Origin of the sequence: Demequina litoralis, from assembly GCF_030418455.1 — a bacterium.
Taxonomy (GTDB): Bacteria; Actinomycetota; Actinomycetes; order Actinomycetales; family Demequinaceae; genus Demequina; species Demequina litoralis.
Genome location: NZ_JAUHPW010000004.1, coordinates 233,149 through 247,857 on the forward strand (window position 1 = coordinate 233,149; position 14,709 = coordinate 247,857).

A 14,709-nucleotide genomic window follows, 5' to 3' on the forward strand; every position below is an offset into this window, starting at 1 on the left:
TCGTGCACGCGGTGCCAGGGACGGTCGGTCCTGGTGCCGGAGGGACGATGCGGCTCCGCCCCGGCGGGGAGGTCGCGCCGGGGCGGAGGGTCGGGGTGGTCGGCGGGTCAGAGGATCGCGGTGAGCTCCTCGCTCGCGGCGGCGCGCACGGCCTCGCGCGCGTCGGCGGCGGTGCGTGCCGCGCGTGCGACCTCCGCCAGGGCCTGGCATTCGTCGAGCGTGTGCAGCGACAGCGCGAGGCGCACGGCGGAGACCTTCTTGGGTGCCATCGACAGGCTCGACACGCCGAGCCCCGCCAGCACGAGCGCGAGGAGCGGGTCGCCCGCGGACTCGCCGCAGACGCCGACCGGCTTGCCGTGCTCCGCGCCGCCCGCGCACGCCGCCGCGACCACGTCGAGGACGGCCGGCTGCCACGGGTCGAGCAGGTCGGAGAGCTCGCCCTCCATGCGGTCGGCGGCCATCGTGTACTGCGCGAGGTCGTTGGTGCCGAGCGAGCCGAAGTCGACCTCCGCGAGCACGTGCCGCGACCGCAGCGCCGCCGCCGGCACCTCGATCATCACACCCGACTTCGGCAGCCCCGCAGCCTTCACGCGGGACGCGAACCACGCGGCCTCCTCCGCGGTGGCGACCATGGGGGCCATCACGCGGACGTCGGCCCCGGTCTCCTTCGCCGCCATCGCGAGGGCGGACAGCTGCGAGTCGATGAGCTCCGGCATCGCCTGGCACAGGCGCAGCCCGCGGCGACCCAGGGCGGGGTTCTCCTCCTCGCCCAGGTCCGCGAACGCGAGCGGCTTGTCCGCGCCCGCGTCGAGCGTGCGGACCACCACGCGGCGGTCGCCGAACGGCTTGAGCACGGCCGCGTAGATCGCCGTCTGCTCGTCGACCGACGGCAGCGAGGACGCCGACAGGTAGAGGAACTCGGTGCGGAACAGCCCGACGCCCTCGACGTCCTGCGCGCCCGCGGCCACCGCATCGTCCACCCCGCCGATGTTGGCGAGCAGGGCGATCGGGTGCCCGTCGCGCGTGGCGCCCGGCCCGGAGACCCGTGCGAGCGCGGCGGCGCGGCGCTCGCGGCGCTCGCGCTGCGCCTCGATGAGCGCCATGTCGGGGTCGATGGTGACCTCGCCGGCGTCGCCGTCGACCGCGACGGACGTGCCCTCGGGGATCTCGGTGGCGCCGTGCAGCTGGACCACCGCGGGGATGCCCATCTGCGCGGCGAGGATCGCGGTGTGCGAGGTGCGGCCGCCGGCAGCGGTGACGATCGCGGCCACGTGGTTGCGGTCGAGCGCGGCGGTCTGCGCGGGCGCGAGGTCGTGGGCGACGACGACGGACGGCGCCTCGAGGGTGGGCACACCCGGCGCGGGCACGCCCAGCACGTGCGCGACGGCGCGGTCGCCCACGTCGCGCAGGTCCGTCACGCGCTCGGCGAAGTACCCGCCGAGCGCCTCGAACTGCGCCGCGTACTCGTCGACCGCCGCGGCGATCGCGGTCGCCGGGCCCTTGCCGGAGCCGACCTGCTTGCCGGCCGCCTTCGCGAGGCCCTTGTCGCGGGCGATCATCGCGGTGGCCTTGATGATGGGCTGGGCGTGGGCGTCGGCCCCCTCGGCCCGGGCGTCGAGGTCGGCGGCGACCGCCGCGAGCGCCTCGAGCACCAGGTCGGTGGCCGCGCCCGCGTCCGCCGGGGCCGGCTCGTCGGCCGGGGGCCGGACCGGCGGTGCGACCTGCACCACCGGCCCGACCGCCGTGCCCGGGCTGACGCCGACGCCGTGACGGGTGTCGCCGGACATGTCAGCCCTCCTCGGCGTCCAGGTCGCGGGAGAGGAGCGCGACCAGGGACTCGAGGGCGGCGTCCGCGCCGTCGCCGTCGGCGGTGAGGACCACCTCCTCGCCGTGCTTGGCGCCCAGGGCCATGACGCCGAGGATGCTGGTGGCGTCCACCGCGTCCTCGCCGGCACGGCCGATCTCGACGTCCAGCCCGGTGCCCTCGGCCGCCTCGACGAAGAGGGCGGCGGGGCGGGCGTGCAGGCCCACGGACGATGCGATGGTGACGGTGCGCTGTGCCATTTCGGTTCTCCTTAGGTGACGAGGTAGCGGGTCAGACGGTGGCGACCGCGTCGACGGTCTCGAGCTTCTTGTCGCGGGACTTCAGCACGAGCACGATGCTCGTCATCAGCGCGACGCCGGCCGCGAGGGCCACGAGGAACCACAGGAAGCCGCCCATGAGGGGGAGCACCCAGATGCCGCCGTGCGGGGCGCGGAGCGTGACGCCGAAGACCATGACGAGGCCGCCGGTGAGGGCCGAGCCGGCGACCGAGGACGCGATGACGCGCACCGGATCGGCGGCCGCGAACGGGATCGCGCCCTCCGAGATGAACGACGCTCCCAGCAGCCAGGCCGCCTTGCCGTTCTCGCGCTCGGGCTCCGAGAAGAGCTTCGGGCGGAGGGTGGTGGCGAGGGCCATCGCAAGCGGGGCGACCATGCCGGCCGCCATGACCGCGGCCATGATGGTGAGGGCGGGGGCGTCCGTCGCGGTGCCCGCGGCGGCGAGGCCCGCGGTGCCGAAGAAGTACGCGACCTTGTTGACCGGGCCGCCCAGGTCGAAGCCCATCATCGCGCCGAGCACGAGGCCGAGCACGAAGGCGGATCCGCCCTGGAGGCTGGTGAGCCAGTCGTTGAGGCCGTCCGACAGCGCCTTGATCGGTGCGCCGAGCAGCGTGATGAACAGGCCCAGCGTGATGAGGCTCGACAGCAGCGGGATCACCACGACCGGCATGACGCCGCGGACGCCCTTGTGGACCTTCCAACTGGCGATCCACCTCGCGGTGAGACCGCCGAGGATTCCGGTGACGATGCCGCCGAGGAAGCCCGCGCCCATGGTCGCGGCGATCGAGCCGCCCACGATGCCGGGGACCAGGCCGGGACGGTCGGCGATCGCGAACGCGATGAAGCCCGACAGGATCGGGACCAGGAACCCGAAGGCCGCGCCGCCGATGACGAACAGCAGCGCCGCCCAGCTGGTGAGCGACAGCCAGTCGAAGTGCTGGGCGATGTTGTACGTGTCGTCCGACGTCAGGTTGTAGTTCACGATCTCGATCGCGCCGTTCTCGCCCAGCGCGATCTGCGCGAGCATGAAGGACAGCGCGATGAGGATGCCGCCCGCCGCGACGAACGGGATCATGTAGCTCACGCCCGTCATCAGCCACTGGCGGATCTGCGTGCCGATGCCCGCCTTCTTGTCCACCTTGGTGGCGAGGCCGGACGATGCGGCGGCGGGGGCGGCGGCGACGGCCGCCTCCGGGTTCGTGCGCCACTCGGACGCCTTCGCGGCGGCCTGGCTGATGAGCGCCGGGCCGTCGGAGATCGCCTTCTTCACGCCGACGTCGACGATGGGCTTGCCGGCGAAGCGCTCGGCGTTCCGCACCTCGACGTCGTGGGCGAAGATCACCGCGTCGGCCGCCGCGATCTGCGCCGCGGACAGCGGGGTGGCGCCGGCCGAGCCCTGGGTCTCCACGACCATCGTGTGGCCGGCCTCCTTGGCAGCCCGCTCGAGGGCCTCGGCGGCCATGTAGGTGTGCGCGATGCCGGTGGGGCAGGAGGTCACGCCCACGAGCGTGAGGCCGGACGATGCGGCGGGCGCCTCGGGCGCGGCCTCCGGCTCCGCGGCGGGTGCGGCCGCGGCGGCGGGGGCGGGCTCGGGTGCCGGGGCGACGGCGATGTCGCCGACCTCGGCCTCGACGATCGCGACGACCTCGGCCTCGGTGGTGGCGGCCCGCAGCGCGCCGGTGAACTCCTTCTTCATCAGCGCCTTGGCGAGCTTGGGAAGGACCTTCATGTGCGCCTCGGAGGCGCCCTCGGGGGCCGCGATGAGGAACACGATGTCGGCGGGGCCGTCCTTCGCGCCCCAGTCGATGCCGTCGGCGCTGCGGCCGAAGGCGAGGGTCGGCTCGGAGATACCGGCGCTGCGGGCGTGCGGGATGGCGATACCGCCCGGCAGGCCCGTGGCCATCGTCTCCTCGCGCTTGCGCACGTCGCCGAGGAACACCTCGAGGTCCGTGCAGCGTCCGGTCGCGACCAGGGTCTCCGCCAACGCCCGCGTGGCGTCGTGGCGGTCGGTCGCGCCGAGCGCGAGCACGACCTGCTGCTCGTTGATCAGTGACATGGGGGTGTTCCTTTCGGGGTCAGCGCTGACCCAGTGCCAGGGCGGCGGGCGGGTTGTGCGAGAGGTCCACGGGGATGCCGTGGAGATCCGCGGGGGAGGGGACGCGGCTGCCGGGGAGGGTGACGGCCGCGGCGCCCCAGGCGACGCCCTCGGCGAGGGCGTCGGAGGCGGGGGCGGAGCGGGACAGGCCGTGGAGCAGGCCCGCGAGCATGCAGTCGCCGGCCCCGACGGTGGAGACGGCGGCGGTGATGGTGGCGCGCGCGTGCAGCGCCTCGTCGGCGGTGACGAGCAGGGCTCCGTCGCCGCCGAGGCTCACGGCGACCGTGGCGATGCCGCCCGCGACCAGCTCGGTCGCGGCGGCGCGCACGTCGCCCAGGGTGGGAAGGTCGTGGCCCACGAGCTCGGCGAGCTCCTCGTGGTTGGGCTTGATGAGGTCGGGGGAGGCCGCGACCGCGGCGGCGAGGGGGGCACCGGAGCTGTCGATCGCGACGCGCGCGCCGGCGGCGCGGGCGCGCGCCACGAGCTGCGCGTAGAGGTCCTCGGGGGCGCCGGGCGGAAGGCTGCCGCAGCCGACGATCCAGGAGGCGTCCGCCGCGCTCGCGGCCGTCGCCTCGAGGAGCGCCTCGACCTCGGCGGCGTCGAGCGTGGGGCCGGGCTCGTTGAGCTTGGTGGTGGTGCCGTCGGGCTCGAGCACCGAGATGTTCATGCGGGCGGCGCCCGCGATCGGCACCGAGCGGCGTGGCACGCCCGCCGCGTCGAGCAGGTCCTCGAGCAGGCGCCCCTCGGGTCCGCCCACCGGCAGCACGGCGAGCGCGTCGCCGCCCTGCGCCGTGACGGCGCGGGCGACGTTGACGCCCTTGCCGCCCGCGTCGACGCGCACGTCGGAGGCGCGGTGCACCTCGCCGCGGAGCAGCGCGTCGATCGTGATGGCGCGGTCGACGCTCGGGTTGGGTGTCAGCGTGACGATCATGCGGTCACCACCTCGGGTCCGGCGGCGCGCAGCTCCTCGGCCACGTCGTCCGCGAGGTCGATGTCGGTCACCACCAGGTCGACCTCCTCGAGGTCGGCGAAGCGGTGGAGGTGGTCGTCGCCGGCCTTCGAGGAGTCCGTGGCGACCACGACGCGGCGCGCGGCGGTGACCATCGCGCGCTTGGCCTCGGCCTCCGCCTGGTCCGGCGTGGTGAGGCCGCGGGAGGCGGAGATGCCGTTGGTGCCGATCACGGCGACGTCGACGACGACACCGGCGAGGGCCGCCGCCGCCCACTCGCCGACGGCCGCGGCGGTGACGCCGCGGACCCGTCCGCCCAGCACGTAGAGCGTGATGCCCGGGCGGCCTGCGAGCGAGGCGGCGGCCGGGATCGAGTTGGTGATGACGGTGAGGTCGATGTCGACGGGAAGGAGGTCGACGAGCGCCTGCGTGGTGGAGCCCGCGTCGAGCAGCACCGTGCCGCCGGCGGGGATCTCCTCGAGCACGCGGGAGGCGATGCGGCGCTTGACGTCCATGCGGGTCGCGGAGCGCGAGGCGAGGGTCGGCTCGGCCTCGAGCCGCTCGACGGGGATCGCGCCGCCGTGCACGCGGCGCAGGGAGCCGCGCTGCTCGAGGGCGGTGAGGTCGCGGCGGATGGTCTCGGGGGTGACGGCGAGGGTCTCGGCGAGCGAGGCGACCTCGACACGGCCCGCGGCGCGCGCCTCCGCCAGGATGCGCTGCTGTCGCTCCGTCGCGTACATGTGACTCCCTTGTCTGGATCCGGAACCCGGATTCCCACATCAAAACACAGAACCAAAAACAAAGCAACAGAAACGGACACAAGCGGGCGGACGCATCGTCCCGCCACGCCGAGGTCCGGTGCGGGCGAGAGGCCGTGCAACACGGGACAAGCCTGGGACGTTGGGGAGACGACCCCTCTGGTCGGGACCGCCTGGGCCCCGTCTAGACTGGAGCGGTCGCCCACCAAGGAGGAAAAGTGGCAAGTCCGGTGTTCAGCAACGCCAAGGAGTTCAAGGCCGACCCCCTGCTCGCGCAGCCGACGGCAGCCGACCTCGAGCGCCAGTACCAGGCGCCGGCCGGCACCCCGGGCTACGTGGTCGAGGAGCGGATGTCCTACTCGGGCGTCATCAGCAAGACCACGATCCTCGGCCTCATCACCATCTCCACCGGCGCGGTCGGCTACGTCGTCGCCGGCCAGTCCGCGATCGCGTACATGATGGCGCTCGGCGCGGGCCTCGTGGCCTTCGTCCTCGCGATGGTCGCGACCTTCCAGCGCAAGGGCGCCAACCCCGTCGTCGTGGGCCTCTACGGCATCGCCGAGGGCTTCTTCCTCGGCGCGATCACGGTCGGCATCGAGCAGAGCTTCGACGTCCCCGGCGCCGGCCTCCAGGCCCTCGTCGCGACCGCGATCACGTTCCTCGTGTGCCTCGCGCTCTTCCGCTCCGGCAAGGTCCGCTACACGAGCAAGCTGCGCAAGATCTTCATGGTCGGCGCGGTGTCGTACCTGGTCTTCGGCCTGGTCAACATCGGCTACCTGATCTTCAGCGACAACGCGCAGGGCTTCGGCCTCTACAGCAACGAGATCTCGATCGGCGGCTTCACGTTCCCGCTGGGCCTCGCCATCGGCGCGATCGCGATCCTGCTCGCGTGCATCTCGCTCATCGGCGACTTCGACTTCATCGAGAACGGCGTCAAGAGCGGCCAGCCCAAGGCCCTCGAGTGGACGGCGGCCTTCGGCCTCATCGTCACCCTCGTGTGGCTCTACATCGAGTTCCTGCGGATCATCGCGATCTTCGCCTCGAGCCGCGACTAGCGGACGGCACGAAGGCCCGACCCCTGCCGGGGTCGGGCCTTCGTCATGTCCGGGAGCGACCGCTACGCGTAGCTGACCTGGCAGAAGCCGTGGTTGCAGTACCCGTCAGGGTTCTTGTGGAGGTAGCCCTGGTGGTAGTCCTCGGCGTAGTAGAACGTGCCGTCGCCGGCCTCCGCCGCGCGCGCGACCTGCGTCGTGATCGCGCCGAAGCCCTGCTCCTTCAGCCGGGCCTGGTAGCGCTCGAGCGAGGCCTGCGCGGCCTCGAGCTGGGCGTCGGTCGTCGCGAAGATCGCGCTGCGGTACTGCGTGCCGATGTCGCCGCCCTGGCGGTTGGGCGTGGTCGGGTCGTGGTTCTCCCAGAATGCCGCGAGCAGCTCCTCGACCGTCACCTGCGACGGGTCGAAGACCACCTGGACGGTCTCGGTGTGGCCAGTGAGGGACGTGCACGTCTCCTGATAGTTGGGGTTGCGCGTCCAGCCCCCCATGTAGCCGACGGCGGTCGAGTACACCCCCGGCGTCTGCCAGAAGATGCGCTCGGCACCCCAGAAGCAGCCCATCGCCACGTACAGCACCTCGTGGCCCTCGGGCCACGGGCCCTTGAGGGGTGTGCCGAGCACCACGTGGCGGTCGGCGATCTGCATCTCCGCCTCGCGTCCCGTGAGGGCCTCGTCGGGCGTGATCATCGTGGTCTTGTCGAGTCCGAGCATGAGCGCTCCCTTCCCCGTTGGCAAACGTGCCCCGCCCCGGTTCTGTTCCGACCCGGGCGACCCGCCATGGTAGTCCGCGCCCCCGCCTCCCGGGACCGGACGATGCGCGCGCTAGGCTCGCGTCATGCCTCCTTCGGCGCCTGACGGCACCCCCGAGAACGACGCCCCCACGGACGTCGTCACGGAGAACGTGCCCGTCTGGCTGCGGGTCTCCGCGGCGTGGTCGTGGCGCCTCATCGTGGTCGGCATCGTCATCTACGTGTTCTTCACGGGCTTCACCACGCTCGCCTCGGTGGTGCTGCCGATCATCATCGCCCTGCTCATCGCCGCGCCGCTCGAGCAGCTGGTGGGGAGGCTCGAGAAGTGGGGTGTGCCGCGCACCGCGGGCGCCGCGCTCGCGATCCTCGCGCTCGTCACCGTGGTGCTGGGGCTCGCGGTCGCCGCGGGGTCCTCGATCGTCGCCGGCTTCGACGATCTCCAGCAGGCCGCGGTCAAGGGCTTCAACCAGTTCCTCGACTGGCTCGTCGACGGTCCCATCCACCTGTCGCGCGAGCAGATCGACGACGGCCTGAACAACGTCACCCAGACCGTGCAGGACAACGCGTGGGGCGTCGCCACGGGTGCGTTCTCCGTGACCGGCACCATCGGCTCGCTGTTCGCCGGCTCGATCGTCGCGCTGTTCTCGCTGTTCTTCTTCATGAAGGACGGCCGCAAGCTGTGGCTGTGGTTCGTCAACCTCCAGCCCACGCGCCGCGGCGAGCGCATGGACCGGGCGGGCATGAGCGCGTGGCTCACGCTGCGGCGCTACACGGAGACGAGCGTCTTCGTCGCGTTCATCGACGCGGTCGGCATCGGCCTGGGCGCGTGGATCCTCGGCCTGCCGCTCGCGCTGCCGATCGCCATCTTCGTGTTCCTGCTGTCCTTCATCCCGCTGTTCGGCGCGACCATCTCGGGCGCGATCGCGGTGGCGGTCGCGCTGGTCGACGGCGGCGCCACCAAGGCGCTCATCATGCTCGCGATCGTGCTCGCGGTGCAGCAGATCGAGGGCAACGTCCTCTACCCGTGGTTGTTCGGCAAGGCCGCGTCGCTGCACCCGCTGGTGATCCTGCTCTCGGTCGCCACCGGCACGCTGCTCCTGGGCCTCGTGGGCGCCGTCATCGCGGTGCCGATCGTGTCCTTCTTCTACGCCTTCGCGCGCTCGCTTCACAGCCAGATGAGCGCGGAGGAACCGCCGGACACGGGACAGATCCTCACCGAGCATCCACGTGAGGCGATCAAGACGCTCATGGCGAAGACGGGCGAGATCCGCATCCGCCGCCGCCCGCACGACGACGACCACACCGACGATCACCCCTCGGCCTAGACTCCTTGGCGTGCAGTGCGCCTACTACGACTCGGACACGTGCCGGTCGTGCACCCTCATCCCGGTGCCGCACGCGACCCAGGTCGAGCGCAAGCAGGCCGGGCTCGAGGGGCTGATCCGCGACGCGATCGGCGGCCGCGCCGACGGCATCGACTGGCAGCCCGCGCTGCTGAGCGCCGAGCAGGGCTTCCGCACCAAGGCGAAGATGGTCGTCGGCGGCACGATGGACGAGCCGACGATCGGCATCCTCGACGCCCGGGGCCGCGGCGTCGACCTGCGCGACTGCCCGCTCTACCCCGAGCCGCTCGCCGCATCGTTCCCCGTGCTCGCCCGCTTCGTGCACGTCGCCCGTCTCGAGCCGTACGACGTGCCCGCGCGCCGCGGCGAGCTCAAGCACGTCATCGTGACGCTCGCCCCGAATGGCGAGCTCATGGCGCGCCTCGTGATGCGCTCGACCGAGGCGCTCGCGCGCATCCGCAAGCATCTGCCATGGCTGCTGGAGGAGCTGCCGGGCCTCGCGGTCCTCACGGTCAACGTGCTCCCCGAGCACAAGGCCGTGCTCGAGGGCGAGCGCGAGATCGTGCTGACCGAGCGCGGCTCGCTCGCGATGGAGATGGGCGACGTGGTGCTGCACCTGCGCCCGCAGAGCTTCTTCCAGACCAACACCGCGATCGCGCGCGGGCTGTACGCGCAGGTGGCCGGCTGGGTGGACGATGCGGCGCCCGCCACGGTCTGGGACCTCTACTGCGGCGTGGGCGGCTTCGCGCTGCACTGCATCGCGCCGGGTCGCGCCGTCGTCGGCGTGGAGTCGAGCGAGCAGGCCGTCGAGAGCGCCCGCACGAGTGCCGAGGAGCTCGCGCGGGAGGGCCGGCCCGGCGCCGACGAGGCGCTGTTCGTCGCCGCGGACGCGACGATGTGGGCGAGCGAGCAGGAGCTCGTGCCCGACCTCGTCATCGTCAACCCGCCGCGGCGGGGGATCGGCGCGGAGCTCGCCGGCTGGCTCGAGGCCTCCGGCGTGCGGACCGTCGTCTACTCGAGCTGCAACGCCGTGACGCTCGCGCGCGACCTCGCCGCGATGCCGTCGCTCGCGCCGGTGCGCGGCCGGCTGCTCGACATGTTCCCGCACACGGCCCACTACGAGGCGGTCGTGCTGCTCGAGCGCCGCTAGCCTAGGGTCACCCCTGCTACGGAGGCCCCCATGCGCGTTGTCGCCCCGCTCGCCGCCCTGCTGCTCGTCGCCACCGCGTGCTCGGGCACCGGCGAGTCGCCGTCGCCCTCGCCGTCCGCCTCGGCGGAGGCGACCGGGGAGGCGTTCGTCGCCCCCGAGCTCGTCACCGTGGACCCGAGCATCGTCGCCGGCATCGACGTGCAGGTCGCGGAGAGCCTCGAGGTCGGCAGCTACACCTACGTGGCCGTGCCTACCTTCCCGAACGGCGCGGACCTCACCCAGGCGCTGCGGGACGCCATCCAGCTCAGGATCGAGGCCTTCCAGCAGTACGAGGTCCCCGACGACGCCGACGTGAAGCCCGAGCTCACGGTGTCGTGGAGCCTCGTGGGGTCCTCGCCCGACGTGCTGGGGGTCCGGCTCGTCAGCGCCGAGGTCGGCGGGGACACCTTCGACGGCAGCTCCCGGACGGTGTGGCTGGACCTCGCGACGCGCGAGGCTCGCCCCGTCGCGGACCTCGTGGAGCCCGAGGCGATCGCCGAGCTGCTCGACCGCATCATCGCCGCGGGGGAGGAGGACCCGCGCGTCGACAACCAGAGGCTCTACGACCAGATGGACGGCGAGCTCGAGGCCTTCGACTCCGTCGCCTTCACCCCCGACGGCAACCTGTGGGTCGAGTTCGACCGCGCGCAGGTGGCCTCCTCGGTGACCCCGGTCGGCATCGAGGTCGAGGCCGAGGGCCTGCTCTCGGACTTCGGCGAGGCCGCACGGACGGCCGCGCTCGAGCCGTCGGACCCCGACGTGCAGCCGCCGCCCTCGCCGACGCCGACCGCGACGGCCCCGGTGACCGCCCCGACCGGCGCATCGTCCCGCCAGACCCAGACGCTCGGCGACGACACGGACTGCTCGGTCGAGCAGTGCATCGCGCTCACGTTCGACGACGGCCCCGTCGCGGGCACCGCCGACCTGCTCGACCTCCTCGCGGACCGCGGCGTGAAGGCGACGTTCTTCATGGTCGGGCAGAACGTCGCGGCCAACCCCGCGCTCGTGCAGCGCATGGCCGACGAGGGGCATGCGCTCGGCAACCACTCGTGGGACCACCCGCAGCTCACCCGCCTCGACGCGGACGGTATCCGCGAGGAGCTCGAGTCCACCTCGAACGCGATCGAGGCCGCGGCGGGCGTGGCGCCCGCGCTGGTGCGACCGCCGTACGGTGCGACGGACGACGCCGTGGCCGCCGTGGCGGCCGAGCTCGGCCTGTCGCAGATCCTCTGGGACGTGGATCCCGAGGATTGGAAGGACAAGGACGCGGGGATCGTCCACGAGCGGGTGGTCGCCGCGGCGCACCGCAACGCGATCATCCTGTCCCACGACATCCACGAGACCACGCGGGCCGCCTACGCGGCGATCATCGACGACCTCATCGCGGCGGGCTACACGCTGGTGACCGTGCCGGACCTCATCGACGACCTGGAGCCCGGCGGGCGCTACTTCAACGGGGACTAGCCGCCGAAGGGCTCCGCGTGGAGCACCTTGACGGTGATCTCCTTGCCGTTGGGCGCGACGTACGAGGTCTCGTCGCCGGCCGTGCGACCGAGGAGCGCGGCGCCGAGGGGCGACTGCGCGCTGAACACGTCGAGGTCGGTGCCCTCGGCGATCTCGCGGGAGCCCACGAGGAACTTCATCTCGCGGCCCATGACCTCGGCGGTCACGACCGTGCCGGCGTCGATGGTGCCGGAGAACTCGACCTCGCCCACGTGCGCGTTGGCGAGCTTGTGGCGGAGCTCCTCGATGCGGGCCTCCATCTTGGCCTGCTCGTCGCGGGCCGCGTGGTAGCCGCCGTTCTCCTTGAGGTCGCCCTCCTGGCGGCGCTCGTCGATCTCCTTGACGATCTCGGCGCGCTTGACGTTGACGAGCTCGTCGTACTCCGCCTGGAGACGGTCGTACGCCTCCTGGGTGAGCCAGGTCCCGGTGGTCTCGGTCACGTTCGTTGCCTCCTCGTGTGACAAGGTGAGCCACGATACCAAGGGCCCTGCGACGGGCCCAAGTCCCGTGGACGGCGTCACACCGTCAGCCGACCGGCACGCAGTACTGCACCTGCGCGGTCGTCGCCTCCTCGGTGGTGGTGATCGTGGCGGTGAGGCGCTGCTGCGCGCCGTCGGCGTACGTCACCCGCTGCGTCGCGACCCCGACCTCGGTGAAGCGCGGGTTGAGCGCGCGCACGGCGCAGTGCACGTCGGTCTCGTCGTAGAGGTAGACGTCGTACGTCACCGTCACCTCGGTCGGGGAGGCGACGGAGAAGCCCACGTCCTTCCAGCGGACCGGCTCGTGCGCGGCGACGAGCGCGTACCAGGCCACCGCGCCGATGAGCGCGGCGAGCCCGACGGCGACCAGGATCCACTGGCGGGGGCTCAGGCGGGGCAGCGCTCCGGACGAGTGCTCGTCCTGCTCGGACTCGGGGGTGCTCATGATGAGGCAGGATAGTCCGGTCAGAGAGGTGGACATGGCTTCAGACTTCACCGGCGGCCCGGGCTTCCTTGCCTTCGTCGTCACCTTCGGGCTCGTCGTCGCCGGCGTGCTCCTGTTCCTGTCGCTCAGCAAGCACCTGCGCAAGGTGCGGGCGCAGGCCGCGCGCGAGGCGGCCGAGCGCGAGCAGGACGCCGCCGCATCGTCCCCGGACGATACGGGGTCAGGCGACGGCGAAGGCCGCGATGGAGGCGGCGATGAAGTGACAGGTGAACCCGGCGATCGTTAGCGCGTGGAAGATCTCGTGGAACCCGAAGTACTTCTGGGATCCGCGGGGCCACTTGGTGCCGTAGATGATCGCGCCCACCGTGTAGCAGAGGCCGCCCACGATCACGAGGGTGACGACGGCCGCGCCGCCCGCCTCGTAGAACGGGCCGATGAAGCCGATCGCGACCCACCCGAGCGCGACGTAGATGGGCACGTACATCCATCGCGGCGCGCCCAGCCAGATCACGCGGAACAGCAGGCCCAGGAGCGCCCCGCCCCACACGACGGCGAGCACCCACACGCTGGTGGGCGGCTCGAGCAGCAGCACCGTGAGCGGCGTGTACGTGCCCGCGATGATGAGGAAGATGTTGGCGTGGTCCATGCGGCGCAGCACGCCCCGGGTCGTGTCGGACCAGTCGCCGCGGTGGTAGACCGCCGAGGTCCCGAACAGCATCACCGCGGTGAGCGTGAAGATCGCGAACGAGACGCGCCCTGCGAGCGTGGGGGCGATGGCCGTGAGGATGAGCCCGGCGACCAGCGCGAGCGGGGCGGCGCCCAGGTGGAGCCAGCCGCGCAGGAGCGGCTTACCAGGCACGGGGAGGTTCTCTGCCATGAACCTACGATACCGTAGGTTATGCGCCGGGAGTACGGTTGACGCACCGCCCGCGCGCAGGCCGGGCACGATCAGGAACGGACGTCGATGGGTCTCAGCTCGCTGCTGTACGGCACGTACGAGAAGCGGCTGGCGCGCACCCTCAAGCGGACGGGGAAGCCGCCGCGGCACATCGGCGTGATCCTCGACGGCAACCGTCGCTGGGCCAGGCAGACCGGCGCGTCCGCGTCCCACGGGCACCAGCGCGGCGCCGACAAGATCACCGAGGTGCTCGAGTGGTCGCAGGACGCCGGCGTCGAGGTCGTGACGCTGTGGATGCTGTCGACCGACAACCTCCAGCGCGACCCGCAGGAGCTCGCGCCGCTGCTCGAGATCATCGCCACCGCGGTCGAGCACCTCGCAGACGACGGCCGGTGGCGCCTCCGCCACGTGGGCGACGCCTCCCTGCTGCCGCCGGAGACGGCGGGGCGGATCTCCGCCGCGGTCGAGCGCACGATGGACGCGCCCGGGCTGCACGTCAACGTCGCGGTCGGGTACGGGGGCCGGCACGAGATCGCCGAGGCCGTGCGCAGCTTCCTGCGCGCCGGCGTGGACGCCGGGCACTCGCTCGAGGAGGTCGCCGAGGACTTCTCGGTCGAGCACATCGCGGACCACCTCTACACCAAGGGCCAGCCGGACCCGGACCTCGTCATCCGCACGTCGGGCGAGCAGCGTCTCGGAGGCTTCCTGCTGTGGCAGAGCGCGCACTCGGAGTTCTACTTCTGCGAGGCCTACTGGCCGGACTTCCGGCGCATCGACTTCCTGCGCGCGCTGCGCGACTTCTCCCAGCGCGAGCGCCGGCTCGGGCGCTGACCCCCGGGGATCTCTCCACGCGGGCCCGTGCGCGGTCCGGTTCGCCGGGGTGCCCCATCGGCGTGTCGCGCGCGACACGCCGAGCCGCGTCTGGAGGAGCGCCTCGCGCGCGTGGAGGGGCGCTCGGGGGTGGGCGCATCGTCCCCGCAGGCAGACCTGCCGCCCCCTGACGAATCGGACACGCCCGAGCGCGGGTTGCAAGTTACATCTGTGTGAACTCTTCGCGGCGTGTCTCCCAGCGCGGGTGGATATCGGCGTAGCGTCGGCCTCGTGGTAACGCAACGACGTCGCATCGCCGGGATGCGAACGTAGACAA

General features: G+C 72.3%; 15 protein-coding genes. 6 read left to right on the top strand and 9 right to left on the bottom strand.

Annotation, left to right across the window (positions count from 1 at the left end; all coding sequences use genetic code 11):
- Nucleotides 1–107: 107 nt before the first annotated feature.
- Genes ptsP through QQX09_RS07045 form a run of 5 tightly spaced genes read right to left on the bottom strand, consistent with a single transcriptional unit; the run spans nucleotide 108 to nucleotide 5,887 of the window.
- A complete protein-coding gene (gene ptsP, locus QQX09_RS07025; RefSeq protein WP_301132799.1) occupies nucleotides 108–1,787 on the bottom strand; it encodes a phosphoenolpyruvate--protein phosphotransferase in 1,680 nt (559 codons plus the stop codon).
- A gap of 1 nt (nucleotide 1,788) precedes the next feature.
- A complete protein-coding gene (locus QQX09_RS07030; RefSeq protein ID WP_301132800.1) occupies nucleotides 1,789–2,064 on the bottom strand; it encodes an HPr family phosphocarrier protein in 276 nt (91 codons plus the stop codon).
- 31 nt (nucleotides 2,065–2,095) lie between these two features.
- Nucleotides 2,096–4,159 (bottom strand): PTS fructose transporter subunit IIABC, encoded by a 2,064-nt coding sequence (locus tag QQX09_RS07035; protein ID WP_301132801.1) that lies wholly within the window; start codon nucleotides 4,157–4,159, stop codon nucleotides 2,096–2,098.
- A gap of 19 nt (nucleotides 4,160–4,178) precedes the next feature.
- Nucleotides 4,179–5,129, bottom strand: coding sequence for a 1-phosphofructokinase (gene pfkB / locus QQX09_RS07040; protein WP_301132802.1), 951 nt, complete (start codon nucleotides 5,127–5,129; stop codon nucleotides 4,179–4,181).
- On the bottom strand, nucleotides 5,126–5,887 hold the full coding sequence (locus QQX09_RS07045; protein WP_301132803.1) for a DeoR/GlpR family DNA-binding transcription regulator: 762 nt from the start codon (nucleotides 5,885–5,887) through the stop codon (nucleotides 5,126–5,128). The genes pfkB and QQX09_RS07045 overlap by 4 nt, the downstream gene beginning before the upstream one ends.
- Nucleotides 5,888–6,123: 236 nt before the next feature.
- Here QQX09_RS07045 and QQX09_RS07050 point away from each other — a divergent pair, with 236 nt between their 5' ends.
- The gene (locus QQX09_RS07050; protein ID WP_301132804.1) at nucleotides 6,124–6,960 is read left to right on the top strand and encodes a Bax inhibitor-1/YccA family protein; all 837 of its coding nucleotides are present in this window, start codon (nucleotides 6,124–6,126) and stop codon (nucleotides 6,958–6,960) included.
- Between the two features lie 62 nt (nucleotides 6,961–7,022).
- Here QQX09_RS07050 and msrA read toward each other — a convergent pair whose 3' ends face one another.
- Nucleotides 7,023–7,667, bottom strand: a complete 645-nt coding sequence (msrA, locus tag QQX09_RS07055; protein WP_301132805.1) for a peptide-methionine (S)-S-oxide reductase MsrA — start codon at nucleotides 7,665–7,667, stop codon at nucleotides 7,023–7,025.
- Nucleotides 7,668–7,791: 124 nt separating this feature from the next.
- Between msrA and QQX09_RS07060 the strand changes: the two genes are divergently transcribed.
- Genes QQX09_RS07060 through QQX09_RS07070 form a run of 3 tightly spaced genes read left to right on the top strand, consistent with a single transcriptional unit; the run spans nucleotide 7,792 to nucleotide 11,701 of the window.
- Nucleotides 7,792–9,030 carry an AI-2E family transporter gene (locus tag QQX09_RS07060; RefSeq protein ID WP_301132806.1) on the top strand — a complete coding sequence of 413 codons (1,239 nt, stop codon included), beginning with the start codon at nucleotides 7,792–7,794 and terminating at the stop codon, nucleotides 9,028–9,030.
- Between the two features lie 10 nt (nucleotides 9,031–9,040).
- Nucleotides 9,041–10,198 (top strand): 23S rRNA (uracil(747)-C(5))-methyltransferase RlmC, encoded by a 1,158-nt coding sequence (rlmC, locus tag QQX09_RS07065; RefSeq protein ID WP_301132807.1) that lies wholly within the window; start codon nucleotides 9,041–9,043, stop codon nucleotides 10,196–10,198.
- A gap of 30 nt (nucleotides 10,199–10,228) precedes the next feature.
- Nucleotides 10,229–11,701 (top strand): polysaccharide deacetylase family protein, encoded by a 1,473-nt coding sequence (locus tag QQX09_RS07070; protein ID WP_301132808.1) that lies wholly within the window; start codon nucleotides 10,229–10,231, stop codon nucleotides 11,699–11,701.
- Here the strand turns inward: QQX09_RS07070 and greA are convergent.
- Complete coding sequence (gene greA, locus QQX09_RS07075; protein WP_301132809.1) at nucleotides 11,698–12,180, bottom strand: transcription elongation factor GreA; 483 nt, start codon at nucleotides 12,178–12,180, stop codon at nucleotides 11,698–11,700. The two genes, QQX09_RS07070 and greA, sit on opposite strands and share 4 nt — an antisense overlap.
- Nucleotides 12,181–12,265: 85 nt before the next feature.
- On the bottom strand, nucleotides 12,266–12,664 hold the full coding sequence (locus QQX09_RS07080; RefSeq protein WP_301132811.1) for a DUF4307 domain-containing protein: 399 nt from the start codon (nucleotides 12,662–12,664) through the stop codon (nucleotides 12,266–12,268).
- Nucleotides 12,665–12,698: 34 nt separating this feature from the next.
- On the opposite strand from QQX09_RS07080, the gene QQX09_RS07085 reads away from it, so the two are divergent.
- On the top strand, nucleotides 12,699–12,950 hold the full coding sequence (locus QQX09_RS07085; RefSeq protein ID WP_301132813.1) for a hypothetical protein: 252 nt from the start codon (nucleotides 12,699–12,701) through the stop codon (nucleotides 12,948–12,950).
- On the opposite strand, the gene trhA is transcribed toward QQX09_RS07085, so the two are convergent.
- On the bottom strand, nucleotides 12,885–13,541 hold the full coding sequence (trhA, locus tag QQX09_RS07090; protein WP_301132815.1) for a PAQR family membrane homeostasis protein TrhA: 657 nt from the start codon (nucleotides 13,539–13,541) through the stop codon (nucleotides 12,885–12,887). The two genes, QQX09_RS07085 and trhA, sit on opposite strands and share 66 nt — an antisense overlap.
- Nucleotides 13,542–13,628: 87 nt before the next feature.
- On the opposite strand from trhA, the gene QQX09_RS07095 reads away from it, so the two are divergent.
- Nucleotides 13,629–14,393: an isoprenyl transferase gene (locus QQX09_RS07095; RefSeq protein ID WP_301132822.1), complete on the top strand. Its 765-nt coding sequence runs from the start codon at nucleotides 13,629–13,631 to the stop codon at nucleotides 14,391–14,393.
- Nucleotides 14,394–14,709: the final 316 nt, after the last annotated feature.